The organism is Segatella hominis (genome assembly GCF_019249725.2).
GTDB lineage: Bacteria > Bacteroidota > Bacteroidia > Bacteroidales > Bacteroidaceae > Prevotella.
Window position 1 is genome coordinate 1,448,382 of the sequence record NZ_CP137559.1, and the last position, 24,789, is coordinate 1,473,170.

The following is a 24,789-nucleotide window of genomic DNA, read 5'->3' on the forward strand; positions in this document are numbered from 1 at the left end:
TAAAAATTTAGTAATATGGAAGATTTTATCATTCGTTCGTACACCAAGAAGGAACTGGCTCTGATGTTTTTTCCCCAGAGCAATCCTCGTACTGCCGTCAATCACCTGATGGTTTGGATTCGCCGCTGCACCCCACTCTGGGATGAGCTCCTGCAGACGGGTTACAAGACTACCAGCAAGGAGTTTACGCCCAAGCAAGTAAGGGCCATTATCGAACAGTTGGGGGAACCGTAGAATCGCTGGGGTGACCTGAGAGGAATAACAAAAACATCTGGAGTGTATGAAGCCTCATCATACACTCCAGATGTTTATATCAAGTTCATTCTAAAAACACCCCGTATAATGGCATGTTGGTAATATTAGCCTGCTGGCGATAAGGCAGCATGGAATAACGGATAGCAGAAATATCAGGATGCTCCATCAGATAATGATGAAGCGAGGTAGCCTTGACACTTGTACCCCCTTTTACCTCAATTGGCAATAAGACACCATCACGCTGAATCAGGAAATCCATCTCCATACGAGAGGTATCAGAACTGTAATAATAGACATGTTGCAATCCTGTTGCAAGCAACTGCTGCAAAACATACTGTTCGCTAAAAGCACCTTTATATTCCGTAAATATCGTATCTCCCAACAATACCTCCTTTGCAGGCGTATCAGCCATGGCACCCATCAACCCACAATCACACAAATAGAGTTTAAATGCCGATAAATCTTCATAGAACTTCAGAGGCAACTCTGGCTTAGAAACCTTTGTTATCTTATACACCAAACCTGCGTCCACCAGCCATTGGATGGCAAGTTCAAATTCCTTGGCTCTACCACCCTTCTTCAACACGCCATAAACAAACTTTTTGTTCTCCTTCGACAACTGTCCCAGAATGGATTGCCAAACCATATCGATTCGGGGCACCTCCTGCGATGGAGCATGCTTGGAGAAATCGCTGGCATAGTTGGAAAGAATCTCATTCTGCAGGCTGCGCACCTGATTGAGCAACTTGTTTTCAACAAATGCCTTTACCACTTCAGGCATACCACCCACATAATAATATTGTCGCAGCAAGTCCTTCAGTTTTTCATGAAAGGCATTCATCAGTTCATAGTCATGACTATGCATCAGCTTCAACAGCTGCTCCTCGCCCATCGCCATGAGAAACTCCTCAAAATCCATTGGGAAGAGACGCATGGTCTGCACCTTGCCAACTGGAAACGAGATGCCTGCATGCAAAGCAACTCCCAGCAGAGAACCAGCTACTGCAATATGATATTCCGGAGCATCTTCACAGAAATATTTCAAAGCCTCTAAAGCCTGAGGGAAAGCCTGCACCTCATCCAGGAAAATAAGTGTTTTACCAGGGATAATATCTACCCCTGTCAAAGCGCTTAAACCTTGAATGATTCTGGCAACATCAAAATCACCCGAATAGATGGCCTGAAGGTTTACATTTCTATCGCAACTTACGTAAGCTAAACTTTCAAATTCACGACGACCGAATTCCTTAAGAACATAGGTCTTTCCACATTGCCTTACTCCATTAAGAATCAGAGGCTTATGATGCTCCTGACTTTTCCATTCCAGTAGCTGGTCATATATCTTTCTCTTCATATCTTTACACTTTTCGACACATAAAAATGCCAGTTCATTACACTTTTCGACACATGAAATCATGCTATCATTACACTTTTCGACACATGAAATCATGCTATCGTTACACTTTTCGACACATAAAGTTAGCGCAAAGATACACTTTTCGACACATAAAACCAAGTTCACGTTGCCTTTCCGAGATTCATTTAAGAGTTTTTAACCCTACAACACGAAAATGGTAAAATTTTGCTCTATAAAAGCGAAACTGGTAAAATTTACAGAAATTAACCCTGCAAGACGAAAATGGTAAAATTTAGCTCTAAAAAAAGCGAAAATGGTAAAACCAAGCATTTAACACTACAACACGAAAATGGTAAAATTTAGCTCTAAAAAAAGCGAAAATGGTAAAATCAAGCATTTAACACTACAACACGAAAATGGTAAAATTTTGCTCTACAAAAGCGAAAATGGTAAAATCAAGCATTTAACACTACAACACGAAACTGGTAAAATTTTGCTCTAAAAAAGCGAAAATGGTAAAATTTCATGGAATTTAACCTTATAACACGAAACTGGTAAAATTTAGCTCTATAAAAGCGAAAATGGTAAAATTTTAGGGGATTTCAGACTAAATGTTTCACAATCGCACGGCATCGCACGACATCGCACGACTGGGTATGAGGAATGCCGTATCTTTGCATCGTGATTCAGAAAGCGCTGAAAAATCACTTTCCCAACTGGAAAAATATTTTTCTCTAACTGGGAAGCTGAATTCAAACCAAAATTCGTCAAACCAGACTCCAAGCCCTGCAACGAGTCCTTCGAATCTCTTACCGGAAAATCTTCGGAAAAGGATAAAACCGAAAGGGAACCATCCCGAAAGCGAGGAAATCCTTTCTGAAAATCTTCTGCGAGAGACGAAGCTAAAAGGGGGCAAAATGCTTATGAGCCAAAACATGAAAGCATTCATCAGGTATCTCATCGTGGCCGTGTGCTCTGCCGTCGTCACATTCCTCTCCAACTCGTGTACTGCGGGTCTCGTAATCGGAAAGAACCAGCGACAACATCAGGAGAACAACATCTCCACCCGGGCAGATTCTTCCCATTTCGTTCCGACCATTACCATCCGGTAAAGGCTGCGAAGGGAAATCAACCAATTATTTCAATCAAATTCAATCCAGACTCCAAACCTCGAAACGAGTCCTTCTCCCTACCCTCTACCCCCCAAGATTCCTGATTTTCTGAGGAAACGTAATGCAAGAAAAGTCTTGATAGGCGGAAAGGAAGAAAAACAGATTTTGGGAAAGACGGGGACCCCCGGAAAGATTTCCGGAAGGGAGAAGTTTACAGGAGGTTTTATCATTATGGCTATCAATTTGAAAGCAAAGGAAACCCTCATCCAAGTGGGTGAGCAAAAGGGAAATTACCGTTACGTGCTCGGTACTGATTTGTACAGTAAACTGACTGAAAGCAAGGTGATTCAGGAGGCAGCACTCCGAAGTGGTGTGAGCCGAGGCGTGATGCAGGCATGCTGGGATGCAGCCGGCAACGTGATCATGGCATGGGCAACTGAAGGTCACTCTGTAGCCATCCCCGGTTTGGGAACCATGCGATTTGGCGTTCGTGCCAAGAGCGTAAGTAATGTGGCAGAAGTGGCAAGCAGCCTGATTACCAGCCGTCGTGTTATCTTCACTCCTAACGTGGAGATCAAGAACGAGCTCCAGCGTACCGCCATCCAGATTACCTGCTACGACCGAAACGGCAAACTGGTAAAGAAAGTGACCTCTGGCGACAAGGGCGATGTGGAAGACCCAGACAAAGAGCCTAATGGCTCTGAGGGCGACAACAGCGGTAAGCCTAATGGCGACAACAAGGGTGACACCGGCTCTAATGGCGACAACAAGGGCGACACCGGCTCTGAAGGAGATGGTGACTACGAATTGAAGTAGCCCAGCCCTCTTCTAAAGGAGGGGCATCCAAACAAAGTCCCCAATCCTTGACGATTCTGTCTTGGATTGGGGATATTTTTTTACAACTCGATTACCTCCAAGTCATCAGGCACCACAATCCTGCCCTTGAAATACTCAGCAGCCTCCTGGGAATATTTCTCCTTGCGAGTGGCAAGCGTCTTCTCCTCCGTATGATAAAGAATGAGATTCTTGACACCTAATACATGGTCGGTATGGGCATTCCTGTTCTATTTTTAAGTATAATCAAATTAATAAGGAAACAGCAGCGGCAGGACGAAAGTCATCACCACGCCGATGATGATCTGCAGAGGCAGACCCACCTTCACATAGTCCATAAACGAGTAACCACCCGCCTTCATCACCAGTGCATTAGGCGGCGTGGAGAATGGAGAGGCGAAGCACATGCTGGCTCCCAAGGTGACCGCAAAGAGGAAGGAATAAGGACTCACACCCACCTGCTGGGCTGCCACTAAGGCGATAGGTGCCATCAGCACGGCCGTGGCGGTATTGCTGATAAACATCGTCATCAGAGAGGTGGTGAAATAGATGCCAGCCAAGAGAGCCGTAGGTCCCAGCGCCCCCAGACTGTCCACTAAAGTCTGCGAAACCAGCGCAGAGGCTCCCGTCTTCTCCAGCGCCGTGGACATCGGCATCATCGCCGCTATCAGCACGATACTCTCCCAGTTGATGGTCTTGTAAGCCGCCTCCACATTACGGAAACAGCCTGCAAAGACCGTGAGCAGACCGGCTATGATGACCGCCGTAACCGGAGCTACAGGGATGAAATCAAACACCATCATCGCCACCATGAGCAGCATGATGGCCGCAGCCACAGGAGCCTTATAGTCGAGCAGCACCTTGTCGGCAGTCTTCTCAGGCTGGTCGAGCACCACCCAGTTGGAAGTATCCGAAGTGAGATGAGCCAGATTGGTCCACTCGCCCTGCACCAGGAGCATATCGCCCACATGCAGTTTGGCAGCTATCAGATTATCCGTGATATATTCCTCTCCTCGCTTCACGCCCAACACGTTGATACCGAAGCGCTTACGCAGATTGGCTTCTCCGATGCGCAGGCCTACGAAATTGGAGGTAGGCATCACGACTATCTCCGTGAGTCCGAGGTCGTAGAAGTCGATTTTCACGTCCTTCATCTTTCTCAATCCGTAGTCGTGGGCAAACTTTTCTATCTTCTCCTCATCGCCCAGAATATAGAGGATATCGTGTACGGAAATCGTGCTGCTGCTCTTCGCCATGTTCTGGTTGACATCCTTGACGAGTCCGAGTTTCGACTTCTTCTCGTTTCTGATTTCGATGATGCTCACCCCGTATTTCTTCTGTATGCTGAGGTCCTTGAGCGTCTTGCCCACGATGTCCATCACCCCACCATTTTCATCGGCCGCCCCATAGCGCTTGCTAGGCACGATGTAGCGATGCAGATTGTCGAGCAGCTGGTATTCATCCACCAGGTCGTCGAGCGATTTCGCCTTGTCCTTCTTCTTTCCGTTCTGCTTTTTGCTGAGGAAAATCTTGCTGAGGGGCATGAGTACGATGATGCCGATGGCGATGACGATGAGACCCACGGGGAAGAAGGAGAAGAAAGCGAGCGGCTGATAACCGGCTTCTGTGAGCACCTCATCGATGACCAGGTTGGGCGGCGTACCGATGAGCGTGAGCATTCCTCCGAGACTGCCCGCAAAGGCCAGAGGCATGAGGAAACGGCTCGACTGCATGCCCGATGCTGCCGCTAAGCTCACGATGATAGGCATCATGAGCGCCACGGTTCCGGTATTGCTCACGAAGGCTCCGATGAAGGAGGTGACGAGCATCACCAGCAGGAAGGTAATGGTTTCGTTGCCGCGCGAAAGGGCCATGAGCTTATTGCCCGTGAGCTTGGCAAGTCCCGTCTGCATGATGGCTCCACCCACCACGAAAAGGCCTATCATCATGACGACGATGGGCGACGAGAAACCTGCCAGGGCTTCTGAAGGAGTAAGAATTCCGAATACGAGTAGTGCTGCCAAGGCGGTAAGAGCTACGATGTCGGCCCTCACTCTGCCCCAAATAAACATGGCAACCGTAATGATTAAAATGCTAAGCGTTATTGTCATGCTATAAAATTTGAATTAAAATAATGTTTTCGAAACGAAATCACGTTTTGATTGCAAAGATAAGCACTTTTTCAGAAAAAACAAAGAAATTGGTAAAAAAACTTTGCTCATTTCAAAGTATTATACTAACTTTGCAGACGGAAAAGAAACATTAAAACTCCAAAATGATAAAGAAAGGTAAACATACAGTATTATTTATTTGCCTCGGCAATATCTGCCGCTCTCCTGCGGGTGAAGGCATCATGAAGAGTCTCGTAGAAAAGGCGGGGCTGAGCGACGAGTTTGAAATCGACTCTGCCGGTATCGGCAACTGGCACGTAGGACAATTGCCCGACAGCCGTATGAGAAAATGTGGCGCCGAGCACGGTTATGATTTCAACAGTCACGCCCGCCAGTTTAAGAAATCAGACTTCGACCGCTTCGACACCATCGTGGTGATGGACAACGACAATTATCGTGCCATCACGTCTATGTCATCCTGTCAGGCTGACAAGGATAAGGTGGTTCGCATGGCTGATTTTCTGACCCATCATCGCCAATACACGACCGTGCCCGACCCATACTATGGCGACTATAGCGACTTTGAACTGGTCATCACTCTCCTGGAGGATGCCTGTCAGGGATTGCTGCAGTCTCTCACGGAATAATTTTCCTTTGACCTACATCAAGCCGAAAACGGATTTGGTTGATATGAGTCAAAAAAAGTCCTCGTTTCATCATTTTGTCATGCCTTTGTGACAGATTTTCAAAAAATAGGCATTACCTTTGCACTCGAAAAAGGTGAGATTGTAATAAGGATAATGTTAAACTGGAGCCTCAAATGGAGACTCCGCAAAATGAAAATGATTATGATGACAACAGTAATGATTCTCGCAGTAGTAGCAGTCATGATTGCTAAAGCTGTAAATGTAAACGACAAAATGGAAATGGGTAAGTAATTACCTGCTCCATGAGTGGTAAAAAGATTTAGGCTGAAAGAAGCCTGCAGTATTAATTAATTAAAGGATAACAAGTATGAAAACAATTTTCGAAAACATCAAGAAGGCTTTCAAAGTTTTACTTGAGAACTACATGAACGCCATGGAAATGTATGGCGAGGCCTTGAGTAAAGGTCGTGGTTGCTCTTGCGCTTAAGGGGTTTACCTCTGGTGCATCAGAACCTACGGAAAGGATGCTGCTTCGGTAAGCAAGTATCCTGAATGAAAAGAATGCTGCTTCGGTAAGCTAACTTCAGAAATGGAGTTGCTTCTTCAAGCGGGCATTCATTTGATAAAGAAAGTAATTACGTTTGTAATATATGAAAGAAGCGTGCAAGTCTCTCTAAAGCTTGTACGCTTTTTTTGTTTTTTCTCCGCTGAGTTTTGTTCTTCTCACAGATAATTGTTTTTTGTCCCACAGATTTCACAGATCTACACAGATGTTTTTCCCGATTTTATACTTTATGTTTGGTCATTTCATTATTTTATCATACCTTTGCAAGCAAGTATAAAGTGGTACACTTTTTAATTAGAACATAAAGAAAATAGAAAATGGAGCACCAAGATATTATCATCAAACTGGAGGCGAAGGGAATCAAACCTACAGCCAACCGCATTCTCGTTCTCAAGACTTTAGCGAGCGAGCATCATCCCCAGAGCCTCAGCAATCTGGAACACAAGATGCTGACCATGGACAAATCCAGCATCTTCAGAGTGCTCACCCTCTTCCTCGAACACGACGTGGTACACGCTTTCGAGGACGGACGAGGCATCCTCAACTACGAACTCTGCGAGGAAGAAGGAAAATGCGACCATCATGACGGCCATATCCACTTCTACTGCGAGGCTTGCCAACGCTCCTTCTGCATGGAAGACATCCACATCCCAAGCTTCGATTTACCAGAAGGATTCTATCCCCACTCCGTTTCCTTTGTCATCAAGGGAGAATGCCCGGAATGTAGAAAAAAGCACAAGTACTTGCCATAATAACGGCAAAATACTTGCCATAAAATCAATAAGAGAAGCATCCTTAGCTTAACATACATTTAACTATTCGCATTTTTTAGTTACATATTTGCAACTAACTTTTTCTTACAAAGTATATAAGATTTGTAAATTTAGGGCATTTCAAATTTAAGAGCCGTTAAAGTGTTAAATTCAAATGTTAAAACGGGATAAAAAACAATACGGAATGATTGCTTTCTCATTTTTTGCTTCTATATTTGCAACCGGTTAGACGAAGCTATCGTTTTTCCGAGACAGTCAAATCTGCCTGGAATCAAGAATCCCCTCACAAGGAGTTCTGGGAATAAGAAAACCAAAGCAGAGGTTCTGAAACCGAGAATCCCCTCACAAGGAGTTCTGAAAGAAACGAGGCTGCCGCAAACCAATTAGAGTAATAAAAAAGAAAAGTAATAATTAAAAGCAATAGACATGAAAAAGGTAACAAATTACGTGATGGCTCTGTTGTGCGTAGGTTCACTCGCATTCTCAGCCGGTGCATTCATGAAAGTAAACGCAGCTCCAGCTACTACTTCAGCTCCAGCTGGTCAACCAGTAGATCTCACTTATGCAGCAGAAAAAGCTCTGCCAGCTGTAGTTCACATCAAATACGTACAGAACTCCAAGACAACAACCGTTGACGTGCAGGACGATCCATTCGGAGGATTCTTCGACCCATTCGGCTTCTTCGGAAACCCTGGCAACGGCGGCACACGCAAGCAGAGAGTGCAGACCCCTAAGAAAGAAGCTACAGGTTCGGGAGTCATCATCAGTAGCGACGGATATATCGTAACCAACAACCACGTGGTGGAAGGTGCTGACGAACTGACCGTCACCCTCAACGACAACCGCGAATACTCAGCCCGCATCGTCGGTACCGACAAGACTACCGACCTCGCACTCATCAAGGTGGACGGCAAGAACCTGCCTACCCTCCCTATCGCAGATAGCGACAAGGTAAGAGTCGGAGAATGGGTCATCGCAGTAGGCAACCCATTCGGTCTCAACAATACCGTGACTGCTGGTATCATCTCTGCCAAGGCACGTTCACTCGGAGCCAACGGCGTAGAGAGCTTCATCCAGACCGATGCTGCCATCAACGCAGGCAACTCTGGTGGTGCACTCGTCAATACCCAGGGCGAACTCGTAGGTATCAACGCCATGCTCTACTCACAGACCGGTTCTTACGCAGGATATGGTTTCGCCATCCCTACATCCATCATGAACAAGGTGGTAGATGACATCAAGAAATATGGTAGCGTACAGCGTGTAATGCTCAGCATTCAGGGTTCAGACGTGCTCAACTATATCAACAACCAGAAGGAGAACGGCAAGGAAGTGAACCTCGGAACCAATGAGGGTGTTTACATCGCCAAGGTGGATGAAGACGGAAATGGTGCTGCTGCCGACCTGAAAGAAGGTGACGTAATCACCAAGGTGGACGGCAAGAAGGTAACCAAGATGGCTGAACTCCAGGAATTGCTCAACGGCAAGCGCCCTGGCGACAAGATGACCATCACCTATCTGCGCAACAAGAAGGCTATCACCAAGACCATCACGCTGAAGAATGCTCAGGGCACAACCTCTGTCATCAAGTCAGCCGACCTCGATGTGCTGGGTGGCAACTTCCGCCAGATTACCGCTTCACAGAAGGAGCAGCTCAACATCAAGTATGGTGTAGAGGTGATGAAGGTAAATAGCGGAGCCTTGAAGGAAGCCGGAATCTCTCGCGGATTCATCATCCAGAAGATCAACGACAACAATATCACTTCTCTCGACGACCTGCAGAAAGCCGTCAAGAGCGCTTCTACCAGCAAGGACCCTGTGCTCTACATCCAGGGTATGTGGCCTACAGGCAAGAAGGCTTACTTCGCAGTTCCTCTGCAGAGAGACTAAACCAGTCGCCCCGAAAGGAGAACAGAAAACTCAAGTCAAGCAAGAGTTTTATCAGAAAAATTTCTCCAATTAGGCGTCAGAAAAAGGTTTTGAAAATATAAAAAACGACAAAATAGCAGGTATTTTTAAAAATATCTGCTATTTTTTTGCTATTTTTTTTGTCATTTCGAACAAAAAGTGTACTTTTGCAGAACTTAAAAAAATAAAGGCTACCATGAGACAACTAAAAATTTCAAATTCATTCACTAATCGTGAAAGTGCGTCACTCGACAAATATCTGCAGGAGATAGGACATGAAGAACTACTCTCGGTAGATGAAGAAGTAGAGTTGGCACAGAAAATCAAGAAAGGTGATCGCCAAGCCTTAGAGAGATTAACAAGAGCAAATCTACGCTTCGTTGTCTCTGTGGCAAAGCAATATCAGAATCAGGGACTCAGCCTCCCCGACCTCATTAATGAGGGAAATGTAGGACTCATCAAAGCAGCAGAGAAATTTGATGAAACACGTGGATTCAAATTCATCTCATACGCTGTTTGGTGGATTCGCCAAAGCATTCTGCAAGCCATCGCAGAGCAGAGTAGAATCGTGCGCCTGCCACTCAATCAGGTGGGAAGCGTCAACAAGATAAACCGTGAACTCAACAAGTTTGAGCAAGAACACGAGCGCCGTCCAAGCGTAAATGAGATTGCCGACCGCATAGATTTGCCTGAAGAAAAAGTCGAGGAAGCGATGAAGGCCAACAACCGCCACGTAAGTATGGATGCTCCTTTCGTAGATGGAGAGGACAACAGCCTGCTGGACGTACTTGCCGACAACAATATGCCGATGGCTGACAAGGCACTCGTACAGGAATCGCTACGGAAAGAAATCGACAGGGCCATCGACCTGCTCAACGATAGAGAACAAAAGGTGGTAAGAGCCTTCTTCGGAATCGGCTCGCCAGAAATGACGCTCGAGGAAATCGGCGACAAATACAATCTCACCCGTGAGAGAGTGCGCCAAATCAAGGAGAAAGCCATACGCAGACTCCGACACAATACGAAGAATAAACTGCTGAAGACCTATCTGGGACAGTAGGCTATCAGACACATGCTGATGCGGAAGTCTGTAGCTTTTCAGGAAAACCGGATGAAGGTCAGTAGGCTAAAATAATTTAGAATAGAAATGAAATTATCAAAAATCGGACTCACAGCTATAGCAGCTACACTCCTCATCTCGCTTACCGTACAGGCTAAAAACGAGATGAAAAAGGCATACGTCTTTGGATTTGCTTCTTCTTTCAACGACTCCACAGTCTATTTCACAGACATTCAGGAGGTAGATTCTGCATGGTTTACCAGCAAACATCATTTCCTGGTAAGCCGAGAGAACTACTCATACCAGTTGCGCGACTATCTGGCAAACATCGGAGAACAGCATCGCACATGCGTGGTGGAATATAATACCGACCCGAAGAAACTGGAGAAAGTGTGGAACAAGCTCTACATACGCTATGCGCACAACCAGAAGCAGAAAAACAACCAGAAGCAGAAGACCGAACTGCCTCCTTTCCAAATCAAGAAACTGAACAGGACGCAATTCCAGTTCCAGGCTGTAGCACCTATGGATGAAGCTACAGAAATAGAGGAACCTGTAAAGAAAGTGAAGGCTAAGAAAGCCCAGAAAAAGCAACGCAAGAACAAATGATAGAATCACATGATTTTAATATCGCAGAGTTGAACGTGAGAATCTGTTTTGCAGAGTCTCCATTCAACAGCATGCGACTCCTGTCCTCATTCGAACCCTTCAGAGTCAACACTTTGGAGGGTCATCTTTTTTTTAGCCTGCTCGTAGATGATTCCCTCAAACCCTACCCCAAGGATAAGCGCAAGAGAATCAGGGCTTTCGACACGGGAAACGGAGACACCATCGTGGATAAACTCGACAACGGAGGCTACCAGTATATCATCAAGGACATTAACGGGGCCAGCTGCTGCCTGCTGCAAACCAACAAGGACTTCAGCGACTGCCGATGCGCCCTGAACGGCAACTACAACATGCGCTGCTTCGGACTGAACAACGCCCTGATGCTCATCTTCGCCTTTGCCGGCAGCAGACTGCAGACTCTCCTCATCCACGCATCCCTGGTAAGACAGAACGGATACGGATATGCATTCATCGCCAAAAGCGGAACCGGAAAGAGTACTCAGGTAAGCATGTGGCTGAGATATCTGAAGGGATGCGACCTCATGAACGACGACAATCCTATCATAAGATTCATCGACGGAAAGCCTTACATCTACGGCAGTCCGTGGAGCGGCAAAACCCCTTGCTATCGCAACGTGAAAGCCAAGCTGGGAGCCATCACACGCATCGACCGCGACAGTTCCAACTGGGTGGAGCGCCTTTCGCCTATCGAAGCCTTCGCCTCTCTCCTGCCCTCCTGTTCGAGCATGAAATGGGACCAGGATATTTTCAACGACATCTGCAATACGATTACCCGACTGGTGGAGACCGCCAACATCTACATCCTCCATTGCCTGCCCAACCGGGAGGCTGCCGAAGTTTGTAATCAGGCGATTGCCATCAAAGAAGGTGAAGGAAAATCCGCATGACAAAAAAATAATAAAAAACGATGCAAGATAATCATTCCATAAAGACTGTAGAAATACAGTTTGCCAACGCCCAACTACTCCCAGAGATCGTAAAACTGCTGGAAGAAGGTCATACCGTAACCCTGCTGCTGCGCGGTTACTCCATGCGCCCGTTCCTGGAAGACAATAGAGACAAGGCCTTGCTGACCAAGGCTAAAGACATCAAAGTAGGCGATGCGGTACTGGCAGAAATCGGCTACAGGCATTACGTGCTTCATCGCATCATCAAGATTCAGGACCGGGAAGTAATACTGCGAGGAGACGGAAACTTAGGCATAGAGAAATGCAGAATAGAAGACGTGAAAGCATCCGTAATCGGATTTTACCGCAAGGGCAGAAAGAAGCTGGACAGAACCGACAGCAAAAAGTGGAAAATTTATTCGGCCCTATGGATGCGCCTCTTCCCTATCCGCAGATATCTTCTTGCCGCTTACAGAAGAATCTGGATTCCGATTCTTGGACCGATGTAGGATATAGAGAATACGAGGAATATCAGGTATTAAAATATCAGGTATATATAGAATATGATATATATAACAATATGCTAGAATAAAAATCGGGGTTATCTTCAGTTTCCAAAAGATAATCCCGCTTTTTAATTGTTTATAATTCTAAGCCTTTATGTTTCAAAACTTGAACTTCTATCAAAGCAGAAGCGCCTGATTTACAATCCAAAACTAAAACCGAAGCAGAAGCGCTTGATTTACAATCCAAAACTAAACCAAAGCAGAAGCGCTTGATTTACAATCCAATACTAAAACCGAAGCAGAAGCGCTTGATTTACAATCCAATACTAAACCAAAGCAAAACCGCTCGATTTATGCTTCAATAATTCCAGCCTGCAACCATAATTCGGTAAGAGCCTTCACGTCTTTCATCGCCGTAGCCTCATCCACCTCATACTCCTGAGTCAGCAGACCAACCAAGTCTTCATGAGTAAACTCCTTGCCCTGGATATTCTGCCACAAATAAGCAGAACTCTCATTCATACTAATGATATTGCTGAAATCAATATTCTCCTCTCCCTCAGCCACGATGATGTTCTCACCACAAACCACACGGAGATTGAAACCTGGTTTTGCTTTCATCTTTCCTTATTTTTTAATTCTTATTCTTTTATATTCTATTCTTCCCCTCGAAAGGAGCCAATTTCTTTCCGAAGAATTTCCCCCGGAGAAACCGATTTCCCCGAGGAAATTTCCTTTTTATTTCATGTGACTCTTAAACCAATCTGCAATCTGTCTCAACAGATGATTGCGCGTATTGCCACCATAAATACCATGGTTTCTGTTGGTATAAAACAGCTCCTTGAAATCCTTGTCTGCCTGAACCAGCGCCTCTGAATATTCGAAGGTATTCTGAGGATGCACATTATCATCAGCCACACCATGGCAAATCAGCAGGGCACCATGCAAGCGGTCTGCACGCTCGATAGGATTCACCTTGTAACCATCCTCATTCTCCTGAGGAGTACGCATATAGCGCTCGGTATAAACCGTATCATAGAAACGGTAGCAGGTAGGAGGTGCCACAGCCACACCAGCCTTGAACACAGGACGGCCTTCGCTCATACTCATCAACGTATTGAAGCCACCATAACTCCAGCCCCAGATGCCGATATTGTCCTTATCAACGTATGGCAGACTACTCATGTAGAGAGCCGTCTCCACCTGATCCTTAGACTCCAGATCGCCCAGTCTGAGATAAGTAGATTTCTCAAATTCTGCACCACGGCCACCCGTTCCGCGACCATCTACACAAACCACGATGAAACCCTCCTGAGCCAGATAATAGTCGAAAGCACCACCCTGGCCCATACTGCCCGTATTCCAGGCATTCAGAACCTGCTGGTTGCCCGGACCGGAATACTGGAACAGGATGACAGGATACTTCTTGTTGGCATCAAAGTCAACAGGCTTCACCATCCAACCGTCGAGTTTCACGCCCTCGGAAGTAGTAAACGAGAAAGTCTCACGCTTGCCCCAGTTGTATTTCTGGGTCTTCTCCAAAAGTACCTTGTTGTCCTCCAGCATCTTGATAACCTTACCCTTGTTGCTGCGCACGGTAAACACCTGCGGATGGCTGTAAGAGCTCCAGGTATTGACGAAATATCTGAAATCGCCCGAGAAATTGGCAGCATTAGAGCCCTCCGCATCTGTGAGTCGCTCCACCTTACCATTCTTGTGAGCCACATATACCTGTCGGTCGTGCGGATTGATCATCGCAGCCTGGAAGTACACGTTCCCGGTCTTCTCGTCCATTCCGTAAATCTCGGTCACATCATAATTTCCCTTCTCTACCTGGCGAATCAGCTTGCCGTTCATATCGTAGAGATAAAGATGCATATAGCCGTCGCGGTCGCTTGGCATGAGGATATATTTCTTGCCCACGATGCTGTTCTCCATCACCTCCTCTTTCACAAACTTAGGCACGCTCTCCTTGATGAGCATCTTGCTGGCACCCGTGAAAGGATTGACCGAATAGAGTCGCATATCGTCCTGATGGCGGTTCATCGTATAGACAATCAGACTATTGCGGTCTGGCGAAGTTTTGATGCGAGGATAATATCCGTCAGCATCTACCGGAACATCAAGGCGGATGGTCTTGCCAGCCTTCAGATCATAACTCCAGAGGCTCACCTTGGAATTGTCCTGACCCGCCTTCGGATACTTGTAGGAATACTCGCCCGGATAATCGTGGAACTCAGGATGTGCTGGCTTGGCACCCTCGAAAAGCTGGAGGGAATAAGTCTTCACATGCGACTCATCGAAGCGAATCCAGCCGATGGAAGTACCGTCAGCATTCCATGCAAACGCCCTATTGAAAGCAAATTCCTCCTCGTAAACCCAGTCAGGAATTCCGTTGATGATTTCATTAAACTTGCCGTCGGAAGTAATCTGCGTTTCCTTTTCGCCATCAAAGACAAAGAGATTATTATCCTTTACGAAAGCGATGTGCTTGGAATCAGGCGACCAGGTAGCCACCTGCTGGTTTTCGCCCTCAGAAAGTTTGCGGAGCTTCTTGCTGGCGATATTATAGATGAAATACTCAGCCTTGAAAGATCTGCGGTACACAGCCTTGCTCTTGGTGATTACCAGAAGTTGCTTGCCGTCAGGGCTCATCACATATCCATCAATAGACTCGAAAGGAGCCTGAGCCTCATGAATATCAAAGAGGACAGCCACCTGCTTGCCCGACTTGAAGGAATAGCTGACAATCTGCTTGCCGTCATTACTGATAGAAGCATACAAATCAGTACCTTCGATAGGATTGATTCCCGTCACATAACTGGCAGAGAATTCGCCCGAAGTAATGCTCTTCAGATCCAGTTTCTCTGCAGCTTCCATTGCCGTTACCATCATGATAGTTGCAATAAAAATAGAAAATTTCTTCATAGTTTTCTTTATATAAAAAGCTTCAATATTATCTGTTTATTTTTCCTATTTGAAATCTGCCACCCTTTTTTCTTTAGCAGACTTCTCCTTCCTCCCTTCTCCTTCCTCATTTCTCATTTTTCATTTCTCATTTCTCATTTAAAACAAATGAAGGACGAATTCATCCCTATTCATCAAGGACAAATTCATCCCAACTCAGAATGTTCCTGCTAATCTTTGTGCAAAGCCTTGATAGCGGAATAGTCTTCATCTTCCAGTAATTGCTTGACCGTAATTTTCGGATAGCGCTTCACGAAATCGTTGATTGTCTTTACATATCGGGTATTGAAGACTTCCCTGTTCATCGCCCTATTGACCGTCCACATGATTTTTCCCATGTGCAGGTCGCGGTCCAACTGCGGTCTGTTGTCAAAATCATCCATCGGATAGATACTCAGCAGATAGAAAGTGAGACAGTCTGGCACGATGTTGTTTCGGTTCATGGTGCTACGCTGCTGGGCATTATAATATTTCTTGTAGAGCGGATATTTAGACCCCATGTACTTATCGAGTGAAATGCCGACCGAAGACTCGCCTATCACGATACTCTGGTCCAAAGCTCCTATCTGCGCATAGAAAACAGGCTGCTTGATTTCCGGCAGCCAATCCTGCAATCGACCAAACGATTCCTTCAACTCCTTATTGATATCGTCCATATTGGCATATTCAGCCTCTGCATCTGCGATGAGAGCCTGGAGCGTAGAGTCCTGAAAGAACATCAGGAAGCGATTGCTGATGTTGGCATCGGTAATCGTACCCAACTGGAGCATTTTCTCTATCAGAGTACGGGTTTCAATAGGATAATCGGTATTCATCTGCTGCAGGGCAGAAAAATCTCCGGTAGTAAGATAGCGGCTTTCCAAACGATCATAACGCTGTACGCAAAGAGGTTCAGCAACTAACTCCTCATTCGGCTTGAATTTAAATTCACAAGCCGAAGAAAGCAAGACAAGTGCCGCAATTATGATAATATGATATAAATTCTTCACGTAATTATAATTTTGTATTAATACGAGTGCAAAAATACTAAAAAATATTTTAAATTCCAAGTTTTTAAGCTAAAAAAGCACAAATTATGTGCAAAAAAGATGAATCTATTCTATAAATATTCACATTTGCAGAGATTTGAGCAACAAAATGAGAAAGACGGGAGAAATGAGAAAGGACAAAGGAGAAATGGGAAATGACAAAGGACAAAGGACAAAGGAGAAAGGACAAAGGACAAATGACAAAGGAGAAATGGAGATGGGAGAAGGAAAAAGAAAGAAAAAGAAAAGACTTCCCGCCAGGAATACCACAGCAGAAAGTCTCTCTTCTATTATTTCGTTTTTGAAAAACTCGCAAACAATTTCTTGCAGAAAGCAAGCAAACTTGAGCCTTGCAGAAAGCGAGCAAACTTGAGGCTTGCTTAAAATACTTTGACCAGTAATGGCTGAGTCTGAAGTTTCTTCCATTCCGCCAACCACTTATACCACTCCTTTTCTCCGGAAAAACCATAGGTTTCATTGGCGCTCGTATAAGCCAATTTATAGGTCAGCTTCTTTCCTACAGGGCGCACCAGCATCGTATATACATCCTTGTTGGCCTCCTCCTGGCTCACGAAATGAGATTGAGGCACATAAATACCTAAGCCAACTGTCTCCAACTTATGTTTGCCATCATCCTTGCCCGTAGGCCAGTCGCTACCATAACAGCCTCTCAATCCCTTGCCATCAGACATTTCTGTAGAACCCTTCACGTTGATAAGTCCTGTAGAAAATACGTAATCATCCGCATTCTTATTGAAGAATACCTCCACATCAAAATCCCTATGCCCCGCATAAATCGTATAGCGGATGGTGGCATTTACTGGCTTTAATCCTGGAGCCGGAACCCAACCGTTGTCCACCACTTCTACCACGGCACGCAAAGGACCTTCGGAAATAACACGCTGCTCCTGACATTTCACATCTGTAAGCAACAGGGATTTCGTGCCGTCCCAACCGCGCAGGGCACCCAAACCATAGGTATTGCCTACCCACAGACAGTCGTCGCCGGAACCTGCTGCCAACTGTTCTTCGGAAGGATAAAACTGAGTATCCTCTACCACCAGTCCCTTATTGATTTTGCCATAAAGGTCGATGGTCTGCCGATTGTCGAAATAAACACGCATCGCCACGAGGTCGCTCTCGAAACAGACGCCATGAGAATGCACAAAATGATAGACATCCTTGGTCTTCTTGTCGAAGGCAATACTGCGCAAGTAAATATCCTGCTTGTTCTTGGCCAACTTCTTGTTCTTGCTTGGCACAACCAGTTCTGCAAATGTACGGGCAGGATAGACAGACTGCTCGCCCTCGGAAAACAACAGAATCTGATAAGTCTTCGACTCCCTCTTGCCGAGATCAGCCAGAAAACAAAGTTCATCATTCACGCAGTCACGATTCAGATCATCCAACTGGGATGGAATTTCCTTGCCATCTACCGTAACGACGGCCTTGGAAACTTCGCCATACTTGCTCAAATCCAAGACAACCGGTTCGTTGTTTCTCTCTACTTTGGAAGGATTAGTCACCTGCACCTTCACCATCGTTTGCGCTTCCATCCCTAATGCCAGGAAGAAAGCAAAAAATGATAAATAAATACGTCTCATTTTATAGTCAGTTTCTAAGTTATTTCTATTTTTTAAAGCCTACTCGTTTTCAAAGGAAGCCATCTGGCTTTATCGAAAGCTTCCATCAGACTTCATTCGAGAAGGATTATCACGCTTCATTCAAGTCGTTTTCAAATCCTTGAAATTCTTCACTCCCTTGGCGTAATATTGCCACAATATGGAAGTCTGGAAAATCTGCGGAATCTCCTCCTCTACTCTTTGTGCCTGAATACGCTTTCTCTCCTCATCAAAAGAGGAACGCCATTCCTTGAATGCCTTACGAGCTTTGAACACAGCCTTGAAATCACCCCAATTCCGCTGAAGCAGCAACATCTCAAAAGCAGCCAGATAATCGAGAAACCATCTCACTCTCATCACATACGATAACTCCTTGTCCGACAGATTCTTATAAAGCATCGTTAGATTATTTCTGAAATTCAGGAAAGTCTTCATCGGATTGCTCTTAGGCAAAGTTCCTCCACCCACATGATACACTTCACTCTCAGGAATGCAATAGATTTTCCGCCCCATCAGGCGCAAACGCCAGCAAAGGTCTATCTCCTCATTATGAGCGAAAAAGCGGCCGTCAAGTCCACCTGCCTTCCAATAATCCGCAGAACGGATCATCATGCACGCACCCGTAGCCCACAATATCTCCTGCTGGTAATCATACTGGCCATTATCACGTTCTACCGTACCGAAAATCCTGCCACGACAGAAAGGATAACCATATTTATCCAGAAAACCTCCACAGGCGCCGGCATACTCAAAACTGTCCTTGTCATATTCTGCCAACAATTTCGGCTGACAGGCTGCCACCCGAGGATGGGAATCCATAAACTCGATAAGCGGAGTAAGCCAATGATGACTCACCTCTACATCGCTATTCAAAAGCACATAGTAGTCGGCCTCTATCTGGCGTAACGCCCGATTATACCCTTCGGCAAAGCCAAAATTCTGCTCCAGTACGATAGTCTTAACCTGAGGAAATTGAGTTTCCAGAAGGTGCATGGAACCATCTGACGAACTGTTGTCCGCCACCCAGATTTCAGCATCCTGTCGGGAATACTCTATCACATTCGGAAGAAACTTGGCCAGCATCTTCTGACCATTCCAATTTAGTATTACAATTGCTACTTTTGCCATCTTGTATTGCTACTTTTGCATATTGACTGCAAAAATACAAAGAATAATTCAATTATGCCCCGATTTGAGGCATAATTAAGAATTTATAATGATAAAAAAATGCTTTAACGGCTCTTAAGCCTATTGTTCAGCAAGTTAGTAAACTCATAATTCTTCAATCCCCATTTCGGAGCCACGAGCAATTCCTTAGGCGATTGACTTACAAACCTTTCGAGCACCAGATCCGGGCGAAGCAACCGAATAAACCTGACGATGACGTCAATATACTCCTCTACCGAATAGACATGAAAAGGATGCTCAGCATATTCCTGTGCCAAACGGGTTCCCTTGATAATCTGCATCTGATGAATCTTCAGAATATCAAGAGGAAGCGAAGAAATGATAGGAGCCTGACGGAGACTCTCCTCCGCATCTTCTCCTGGCAGCCCGATGATAATATGACCGCCAGTCAGGATGCCGCGAGCATGCGTACGCTCTACCGCATCACGGCTGCAGGCAAAATCATGGCCGCGATTGATGCGACGCAAAGTATCATCATTCGCACTTTCTATTCCATACTCCACCAATAAGAACGTGCGCTTGTTGAGTTCCTCCAGATAATCCAGCAATTCATCGCTCATACAGTCCGGGCGAGTACCAATCACGATACCCACCACATCTTCCACGCGAAGGGCTTCCTCATACATCTCCCGAAGCTGTTCTACCTTAGCATAAGTATTGGTATAAGCCTGGAAATAAGCAAGATACTTCATGTCCGGATACTTACGGGAAAAGAATGCCTTCCCCTCTTCCAACTGTTCGGAGATAGACTTCTTGCGGTCGCAATAGCTGGGATTGAACGTGCGGTTGTCACAATAAGTACATCCGCCGCTGGAAATTTTCCCATCCCGGTTGGGACAGGAAAATCCTGCATCTATAGAAATCTTCTGAACCCGGAAATCAGGAAACTGTTTCCGAATCCAAGTACCAAAATCATTATAATACATCATAATACATCACCATAGAATAAACACATCGCCCGAACCTTACGAGACTATATTCGAACGATATGATTCGAGCGTTATCATCACCACGAACTCTTAGAGCAATTCTGCCTTCAAAGCCGTTTTGTCATGATTGAAATCGCCCAGGCGAACACGGAGCAACTGATTGTCATATTCTTCCTTGGCAAGCGCAGGAGAAAGTTCTACTCTCACATAGTTCTTGGTAAAACCATGCATGGCCTTGCCGCGAGGCGCCTTCTCAAACAGAACCTCAGCTTCCGTTCCAATATACTGGGCATAAAACTCTTGCGTCTTCTGGTCGCTCAACTCCAGGAGTCTCTTGGAGCGCAACTTCTTCTCCTTGTCACTCACCACATAAGGAATCTTGAGCGCAGCCGTACCCGGGCGTTCAGAATAAGGGAAAACATGAAGTTGGGTAACAGGCAAGGACTTCAGGAACTCATAACATTCCTCAAAACACTCAGGCGTTTCACCACGGCAGCCTACCATCACGTCAACCCCGATGAAAGCATCCGGCATCTTCTCCTTGATCAGTTGAACCTTATGAGCAAACAGAGCCTTATCATAACGACGATGCATCAACTTGAGTACCTCGTCGCTACCGCTTTGCAGAGGTATGTGGAAATGAGGCATGAAAGCCCGGCTCTGGGCACAATATTCGATGAGATCATCATCACAGAGGTCTGGCTCCAGACTGGAAATTCTATATCGCTTGATGCCCTCTACTCCGTCAAGAGCCTTCACCAGATCCAAAAAGCGCTCATGAGTTGTCTGACCGAAATCTCCGATGTTCACGCCAGTAATAACGATTTCCTTACCACCCTCACGGGCTGCCTGCTCAGACTGTTCTACAAGAGAGGCAATACTTGGATTGCGGGAATTGCCACGGGCAAAAGGTATTGTACAATAGGTACAATAATAATTGCAACCATCCTGTACCTTCAGGAAATAACGGGTGCGGTTGCCACGGGAACAAGACGGCTGGAAAGTCTTGATTTCCTTGGTCTTCACACTATGATGCTGATGAAGCGCTTCTGAATACTTCTGCGCCCAAGCATCACTCAGATACTGTATCAGATGAGCTTTCTCATTGGCACCAAGCACCAGGTCAACACCTTCTATCTTGCTCACATTCTCTGATTCCAACTGGGCATAGCAACCAGTAACAACCACAAAGGCTCCAGGATTCTGGCGTACCATACGATGAATGGCCTGACGACATTTGTGATCAGCCACTTCTGTTACAGAACATGTATTTATCAAACAAATATCAGCTTGTTCACCCTTCTGAGCTGTAACAACCCCCATATCTTCCAGCATCTTTCCGAAAGTGGAAGTCTCTGAGAAATTGAGTTTACAACCCAGAGTATAATAAGCAGCTTTCTTGCCTTGAAAGGCACTTGTATCTATCATAATTATCCTATTTACATTATTAAATTTCAATCGGCCAAAACGAAAAGGTTCTCCTTTCTGCGTTCAAGAGAAAGCCCCTAAATCTCCAGCTTCAGGAGAATGTCCTCCAACCCTCCAGCATCAGGAGAAAGGAACACAAATCTTGATTTTCAAGAAGAAAGTCCCCATCCCTCCAGCATCAGAAGAAAGGAACACAAATCTTGTTTTTTAGCCTTCTGAGCAAAAGTTCGGCAAAGATAAACAATTATTCTGAAATTAGCAAATTACCAAAGCGCTTTTTCTAATATGGGCAGTATGAAAAAACTGATTCTATAAAGCATCGGGACTGAAAGAATCAAACCAATCAGACAACCAGACAGGAAAAGCACCAGAGCCTATAAAACAAAAAAAGCCGCCAGACCGAAGTCCAGCGGTTGTTTCTCTCATTTTTCGTTCGTAAAGTAATCCTAGATTACTTAGCTGTATCAGCAGCAGCTGTATCAACAGCAGCTGTATCAGCAGAAGCTGTATCAACCATTGCAGTATCAGAATCAGCAGAAGCTGTGTTCTGAGCTGTTTTGTTACCACAAGATGCGAAAGAGATAGCTGCGATAGCTACGAACATTAAAACTAATTTCTTCATTTTCTTTGCTTTTTAAATCTGTAAAACAATCATTCGTTTATTAAAACGATGCAAAGGTAAGTATTTTTTCGATAGGTTGTTCTTTTTTTTAGGACTTTTTTTGGGGTACTTTTGTAACATTTTTACAAGTGCCTAATAATCAGGCACTTACAAACTGCTAACAAAAGTTAAAGTTTTTATCGTGTGCGAAGACAGCCGAAAATTAACACTTTTACGTGTTTTTTACTATCCAAGCCATCTACTCCAAAACTACCCTTTTTCGAGACTTCCAATCCCCTTTTTCTCATCTCAAACTCCGTTTTTTCATCTCAACCACCAGTTTTTCTCATCTCAAAGCTCAGTTTTTCTCATCATAATCATCATTTTTCTCCTTTCTCATTCCTCATTTCTCATTTCATCGTCTTTCCCATTTCTCACTTCTCATTTGTCATTTCTCATTTCTCCCGTCTTTCCCATTTCTCACTTCTCATTTGTCATTTCTCATTTTATCTCAGACCCTATTTTCCTATTACAACCGTTTTAAACCAGTCTTTAAGAACGCCTGCATATTGGTCTTGGGAATCAGAAAGTAGAATCACCACCTGATCACCATTCTTTAATTTCGGTCCCAGGCACATTCCTTCGTAATTTGCAAACGAGCGGTCAAAAACCGACAAACCGGTCTTCCATTCTAAAAGCAAATGCTTATCAATATAAGGTGTAGCTTCGCAGAAAGGTTGCTCAATGGGATACGGATTCTCCTGCAACGGATTAATCAAGTACAACTTGCACTTACAAAATGCTCCCAATTTCATCTTTGGAATAAAAGCTTCACGCTCCAAGACCAACAACTGACCATCTGGTAAGACACACAATTCGCTAACACCCATCACATACGTTTCAGCCTTCTTGTTCGTAGTAGGCTTATCCATCCGGTAGGCGTAAGTTTCCATAAAGTGTTTTCCCCCAACATTTACTGAATCTGAATCATCGCTATTCTGCCTCAGAACACCTATCCCCTCCAGATGTTGAGCATCTATCCCCTTCAGATGCCCAATATCAATTCTCATCAGACGTAGTTTATTAGCTTCTCCATTCTGTGGCGTTGCAGATTCCCCATCCTTCCGGAGCGTACTTTCAGGAATCGTCCAAAGGTTATGACGGACAGAATCGAAAGCCAAAGATTCAAACGCATAGTTAGGAGCAAACGCAGCAGACGGGCAATCTATCTTTCTGAGTCGGGAATTCCATTCCGCATTCCGGGATGAAGGATTGATAAAAAACTCCCTGATACTGAAAAATCCCTCACTTGCCACCATCAGGGTAGAATCGGAAACCTTTGCAATCGCCTCATGATCAAAGCCCCTATCCTTGCCTATCCAAGATTTCCCGTCATAGCAGCTTCCATCCACCATCACATCATATCCCAGATTCTCCACATGCCGAAGCTCTCCCGTAAGTTCATCTACCTGGATGCGAAACTTGAAAAACAAGGCACTATCAGACTTATCGCTTACTACCGCATAAATATCATCATGCAAATGAGTAATGCCACTATAGTTTCCTGCTGGTACAAACCGGGAATAGGATTTCTGAGGAAACTCCCGAACGACAGTCCATTGACCTTCCTCAACATCACCCCGCACCACCTGTAAAGTATCAGCCCAAAGCACCTGATACCCGAAACACAAGAAACAAGTTAGTAAAATATTCCGAAGCATAGTTTACAAAGCTGCATAAGTAAGAACAAACTCCATCGTCAACTCAAAGTCCACATTTACCGATTTGTGCGACTTCAGGTTTTCAACTTCGCAATTCCAATCCATCATAGGGTCGAACGGTTTCAGCCGCATCTCCCCATATTGCAAATTCTCTGCCGAAAACAGTTTATAGACAGTTTCTTTAGCGCACCAATGAACCAGCAAAGCATCCAGCCCTTCAGCCTTTTCGTCCCTTCTCAAAAACTTGGAAGCGATACGCTCCACCCTATCATTATAATATTCTATATCTACAGCTACAGAACGGCTTTTAGAAATAATGACGGAAGCAAAGCCCCGGGTATGAGAAATACTGATATTAAACTTGTTGAGCAAAGGTTTGCCGCACTTATCATGTGTGATTTCTCCGATTTTACCTATCTGCTCCTCAGAATATCCAGCTATCAGAAGCATCTCTCTAAGTAAAGCTCTGACTGCAAGAAACTCCAACTTTCGCCCTTCACTTTTATAAAGTTCCAAATCTTTAATATAAACTTTCATCCAAGGATAGCTCTCCAGAAAGTCGTTTACAGACTCCCCGATTTGCCACAATCCCAAATGTACTCCAGGATAAACTTCTCTTACGTTTATTAATGCCATAACCAATTGATTTTATAGGGGACA

Annotated in this window: 24 protein-coding genes and 1 pseudogene; 12 read left to right on the top strand and 13 right to left on the bottom strand. The window is 45.0% G+C overall.

Annotation, left to right across the window (positions count from 1 at the left end; translation table 11 throughout):
- Positions 1–15: 15 nt before the first annotated feature.
- A complete protein-coding gene (locus KUA50_RS05950) occupies positions 16–234 on the top strand; it encodes a DUF4248 domain-containing protein (protein ID WP_218457146.1) in 219 nt (72 codons plus the stop codon).
- Between the two features lie 85 nt (positions 235–319).
- Here the strand turns inward: KUA50_RS05950 and KUA50_RS05955 are convergent, their stop codons facing one another.
- Positions 320–1,609, bottom strand: coding sequence for an ATP-binding protein (locus KUA50_RS05955; protein WP_218457145.1), 1,290 nt, complete (start codon positions 1,607–1,609; stop codon positions 320–322).
- A gap of 352 nt (positions 1,610–1,961) precedes the next feature.
- Here KUA50_RS05955 and KUA50_RS05960 point away from each other — a divergent pair, with 352 nt between their 5' ends.
- The 3 genes from KUA50_RS05960 (at position 1,962) to KUA50_RS05970 (ending at position 3,540) form a co-directional block, all read left to right on the top strand.
- The gene (locus KUA50_RS05960; protein WP_218457144.1) at positions 1,962–2,114 is read left to right on the top strand and encodes a hypothetical protein; all 153 of its coding nucleotides are present in this window, start codon (positions 1,962–1,964) and stop codon (positions 2,112–2,114) included.
- A 433-nt stretch (positions 2,115–2,547) separates the two neighbouring features.
- Positions 2,548–2,724, top strand: a complete 177-nt coding sequence (locus tag KUA50_RS05965) for a hypothetical protein (RefSeq protein ID WP_218457143.1) — start codon at positions 2,548–2,550, stop codon at positions 2,722–2,724.
- A gap of 231 nt (positions 2,725–2,955) precedes the next feature.
- Positions 2,956–3,540, top strand: a complete 585-nt coding sequence (locus KUA50_RS05970) for a DNA-binding protein (protein ID WP_218457142.1) — start codon at positions 2,956–2,958, stop codon at positions 3,538–3,540.
- An 80-nt stretch (positions 3,541–3,620) separates the two neighbouring features.
- Here KUA50_RS05970 and KUA50_RS05975 read toward each other — a convergent pair.
- Positions 3,621–3,761, bottom strand: a pseudogene (locus tag KUA50_RS05975) (MBL fold metallo-hydrolase); the annotation flags it as partial.
- Positions 3,762–3,809: 48 nt separating this feature from the next.
- Positions 3,810–5,669, bottom strand: coding sequence for an SLC13 family permease (locus tag KUA50_RS05980; protein ID WP_218457141.1), 1,860 nt, complete (start codon positions 5,667–5,669; stop codon positions 3,810–3,812).
- Between the two features lie 164 nt (positions 5,670–5,833).
- Here KUA50_RS05980 and KUA50_RS05985 point away from each other — a divergent pair, with 164 nt between their 5' ends.
- The 7 genes from KUA50_RS05985 (at position 5,834) to KUA50_RS06015 (ending at position 12,648) form a co-directional block, all read left to right on the top strand.
- Positions 5,834–6,316, top strand: a complete 483-nt coding sequence (locus KUA50_RS05985; protein WP_218457140.1) for a low molecular weight protein-tyrosine-phosphatase — start codon at positions 5,834–5,836, stop codon at positions 6,314–6,316.
- 882 nt (positions 6,317–7,198) lie between these two features.
- On the top strand, positions 7,199–7,633 hold the full coding sequence (locus KUA50_RS05990; protein ID WP_218457139.1) for a Fur family transcriptional regulator: 435 nt from the start codon (positions 7,199–7,201) through the stop codon (positions 7,631–7,633).
- A 447-nt stretch (positions 7,634–8,080) separates the two neighbouring features.
- Positions 8,081–9,544 (top strand): trypsin-like peptidase domain-containing protein, encoded by a 1,464-nt coding sequence (locus KUA50_RS05995; protein WP_218457138.1) that lies wholly within the window; start codon positions 8,081–8,083, stop codon positions 9,542–9,544.
- Between the two features lie 214 nt (positions 9,545–9,758).
- Complete coding sequence (locus KUA50_RS06000; protein ID WP_022110428.1) at positions 9,759–10,622, top strand: RNA polymerase sigma factor RpoD/SigA; 864 nt, start codon at positions 9,759–9,761, stop codon at positions 10,620–10,622.
- An 87-nt stretch (positions 10,623–10,709) separates the two neighbouring features.
- Positions 10,710–11,231, top strand: coding sequence for a hypothetical protein (locus KUA50_RS06005; protein ID WP_218457137.1), 522 nt, complete (start codon positions 10,710–10,712; stop codon positions 11,229–11,231).
- The gene (locus KUA50_RS06010; protein WP_256624280.1) at positions 11,228–12,139 is read left to right on the top strand and encodes a hypothetical protein; all 912 of its coding nucleotides are present in this window, start codon (positions 11,228–11,230) and stop codon (positions 12,137–12,139) included. The genes KUA50_RS06005 and KUA50_RS06010 overlap by 4 nt, the downstream gene beginning before the upstream one ends.
- Before the next feature lie 20 nt (positions 12,140–12,159).
- Positions 12,160–12,648: a S24/S26 family peptidase gene (locus KUA50_RS06015; RefSeq protein WP_218457136.1), complete on the top strand. Its 489-nt coding sequence runs from the start codon at positions 12,160–12,162 to the stop codon at positions 12,646–12,648.
- 348 nt (positions 12,649–12,996) lie between these two features.
- Here the strand turns inward: KUA50_RS06015 and KUA50_RS06020 are convergent, their stop codons facing one another.
- From KUA50_RS06020 to KUA50_RS06030, 3 genes are all read right to left on the bottom strand, one after another.
- Positions 12,997–13,266: a PqqD family protein gene (locus KUA50_RS06020; protein WP_022109687.1), complete on the bottom strand. Its 270-nt coding sequence runs from the start codon at positions 13,264–13,266 to the stop codon at positions 12,997–12,999.
- Between the two features lie 117 nt (positions 13,267–13,383).
- On the bottom strand, positions 13,384–15,573 hold the full coding sequence (locus tag KUA50_RS06025) for a S9 family peptidase (RefSeq protein WP_218457135.1): 2,190 nt from the start codon (positions 15,571–15,573) through the stop codon (positions 13,384–13,386).
- Between the two features lie 209 nt (positions 15,574–15,782).
- Positions 15,783–16,601: a gliding motility protein GldB gene (locus KUA50_RS06030; protein ID WP_218457134.1), complete on the bottom strand. Its 819-nt coding sequence runs from the start codon at positions 16,599–16,601 to the stop codon at positions 15,783–15,785.
- A gap of 166 nt (positions 16,602–16,767) precedes the next feature.
- Here KUA50_RS06030 and KUA50_RS06035 point away from each other — a divergent pair, with 166 nt between their 5' ends.
- Positions 16,768–17,013, top strand: coding sequence for a hypothetical protein (locus KUA50_RS06035; RefSeq protein WP_218457133.1), 246 nt, complete (start codon positions 16,768–16,770; stop codon positions 17,011–17,013).
- A gap of 7 nt (positions 17,014–17,020) precedes the next feature.
- Here KUA50_RS06035 and KUA50_RS06040 read toward each other — a convergent pair whose 3' ends face one another.
- The 7 genes from KUA50_RS06040 to KUA50_RS06070 form a co-directional block, all read right to left on the bottom strand.
- Complete coding sequence (locus tag KUA50_RS06040) at positions 17,021–18,244, bottom strand: DUF4861 domain-containing protein (RefSeq protein ID WP_218457132.1); 1,224 nt, start codon at positions 18,242–18,244, stop codon at positions 17,021–17,023.
- 120 nt (positions 18,245–18,364) lie between these two features.
- Positions 18,365–19,390: a glycosyltransferase family 2 protein gene (locus KUA50_RS06045; RefSeq protein ID WP_218457131.1), complete on the bottom strand. Its 1,026-nt coding sequence runs from the start codon at positions 19,388–19,390 to the stop codon at positions 18,365–18,367.
- A 104-nt stretch (positions 19,391–19,494) separates the two neighbouring features.
- The gene (locus KUA50_RS06050) at positions 19,495–20,382 is read right to left on the bottom strand and encodes a TIGR01212 family radical SAM protein (RefSeq protein ID WP_134844167.1); all 888 of its coding nucleotides are present in this window, start codon (positions 20,380–20,382) and stop codon (positions 19,495–19,497) included.
- An 87-nt stretch (positions 20,383–20,469) separates the two neighbouring features.
- Entirely contained in the window at positions 20,470–21,807 is a 1,338-nt protein-coding gene (gene mtaB / locus KUA50_RS06055) for a tRNA (N(6)-L-threonylcarbamoyladenosine(37)-C(2))-methylthiotransferase MtaB (protein WP_218457130.1), read from the bottom strand.
- Positions 21,808–22,258: 451 nt separating this feature from the next.
- Entirely contained in the window at positions 22,259–22,429 is a 171-nt protein-coding gene (locus KUA50_RS06060; RefSeq protein ID WP_218457129.1) for a hypothetical protein, read from the bottom strand.
- A gap of 497 nt (positions 22,430–22,926) precedes the next feature.
- Positions 22,927–24,129, bottom strand: coding sequence for an esterase-like activity of phytase family protein (locus tag KUA50_RS06065; protein ID WP_218457128.1), 1,203 nt, complete (start codon positions 24,127–24,129; stop codon positions 22,927–22,929).
- Positions 24,130–24,132: 3 nt separating this feature from the next.
- Entirely contained in the window at positions 24,133–24,765 is a 633-nt protein-coding gene (locus tag KUA50_RS06070; protein WP_022111095.1) for a 4'-phosphopantetheinyl transferase family protein, read from the bottom strand.
- Positions 24,766–24,789 lie beyond the last annotated feature (24 nt).

What these genes read in the sequence shown, in the direction of transcription:
- KUA50_RS05950 (WP_218457146.1), top strand. Translation starts at nt 16, where the DNA reads ATGGAAGATTTTATCATTCGTTCGTACACCAAGAAGGAACTGGCTCTG.
- KUA50_RS05955 (WP_218457145.1), bottom strand. Translation starts at nt 1,609, where the DNA reads ATGAAGAGAAAGATATATGACCAGCTACTGGAATGGAAAAGTCAGGAG.
- KUA50_RS05960 (WP_218457144.1), top strand. Translation starts at nt 1,962, where the DNA reads ATGGTAAAATTTAGCTCTAAAAAAAGCGAAAATGGTAAAATCAAGCAT.
- KUA50_RS05965 (WP_218457143.1), top strand. Translation starts at nt 2,548, where the DNA reads ATGAAAGCATTCATCAGGTATCTCATCGTGGCCGTGTGCTCTGCCGTC.
- KUA50_RS05970 (WP_218457142.1), top strand. Translation starts at nt 2,956, where the DNA reads ATGGCTATCAATTTGAAAGCAAAGGAAACCCTCATCCAAGTGGGTGAG.
- KUA50_RS05980 (WP_218457141.1), bottom strand. Translation starts at nt 5,669, where the DNA reads ATGACAATAACGCTTAGCATTTTAATCATTACGGTTGCCATGTTTATT.
- KUA50_RS05985 (WP_218457140.1), top strand. Translation starts at nt 5,834, where the DNA reads ATGATAAAGAAAGGTAAACATACAGTATTATTTATTTGCCTCGGCAAT.
- KUA50_RS05990 (WP_218457139.1), top strand. Translation starts at nt 7,199, where the DNA reads ATGGAGCACCAAGATATTATCATCAAACTGGAGGCGAAGGGAATCAAA.
- KUA50_RS05995 (WP_218457138.1), top strand. Translation starts at nt 8,081, where the DNA reads ATGAAAAAGGTAACAAATTACGTGATGGCTCTGTTGTGCGTAGGTTCA.
- KUA50_RS06000 (WP_022110428.1), top strand. Translation starts at nt 9,759, where the DNA reads ATGAGACAACTAAAAATTTCAAATTCATTCACTAATCGTGAAAGTGCG.
- KUA50_RS06005 (WP_218457137.1), top strand. Translation starts at nt 10,710, where the DNA reads ATGAAATTATCAAAAATCGGACTCACAGCTATAGCAGCTACACTCCTC.
- KUA50_RS06010 (WP_256624280.1), top strand. Translation starts at nt 11,228, where the DNA reads ATGATAGAATCACATGATTTTAATATCGCAGAGTTGAACGTGAGAATC.
- KUA50_RS06015 (WP_218457136.1), top strand. Translation starts at nt 12,160, where the DNA reads ATGCAAGATAATCATTCCATAAAGACTGTAGAAATACAGTTTGCCAAC.
- KUA50_RS06020 (WP_022109687.1), bottom strand. Translation starts at nt 13,266, where the DNA reads ATGAAAGCAAAACCAGGTTTCAATCTCCGTGTGGTTTGTGGTGAGAAC.
- KUA50_RS06025 (WP_218457135.1), bottom strand. Translation starts at nt 15,573, where the DNA reads ATGAAGAAATTTTCTATTTTTATTGCAACTATCATGATGGTAACGGCA.
- KUA50_RS06035 (WP_218457133.1), top strand. Translation starts at nt 16,768, where the DNA reads ATGAGAAAGGACAAAGGAGAAATGGGAAATGACAAAGGACAAAGGACA.
- KUA50_RS06040 (WP_218457132.1), bottom strand. Translation starts at nt 18,244, where the DNA reads ATGAGACGTATTTATTTATCATTTTTTGCTTTCTTCCTGGCATTAGGG.
- KUA50_RS06045 (WP_218457131.1), bottom strand. Translation starts at nt 19,390, where the DNA reads ATGGCAAAAGTAGCAATTGTAATACTAAATTGGAATGGTCAGAAGATG.
- mtaB (WP_218457130.1), bottom strand. Translation starts at nt 21,807, where the DNA reads ATGATAGATACAAGTGCCTTTCAAGGCAAGAAAGCTGCTTATTATACT.
- KUA50_RS06060 (WP_218457129.1), bottom strand. Translation starts at nt 22,429, where the DNA reads ATGAAGAAATTAGTTTTAATGTTCGTAGCTATCGCAGCTATCTCTTTC.
- KUA50_RS06065 (WP_218457128.1), bottom strand. Translation starts at nt 24,129, where the DNA reads ATGCTTCGGAATATTTTACTAACTTGTTTCTTGTGTTTCGGGTATCAG.
- KUA50_RS06070 (WP_022111095.1), bottom strand. Translation starts at nt 24,765, where the DNA reads ATGGCATTAATAAACGTAAGAGAAGTTTATCCTGGAGTACATTTGGGA.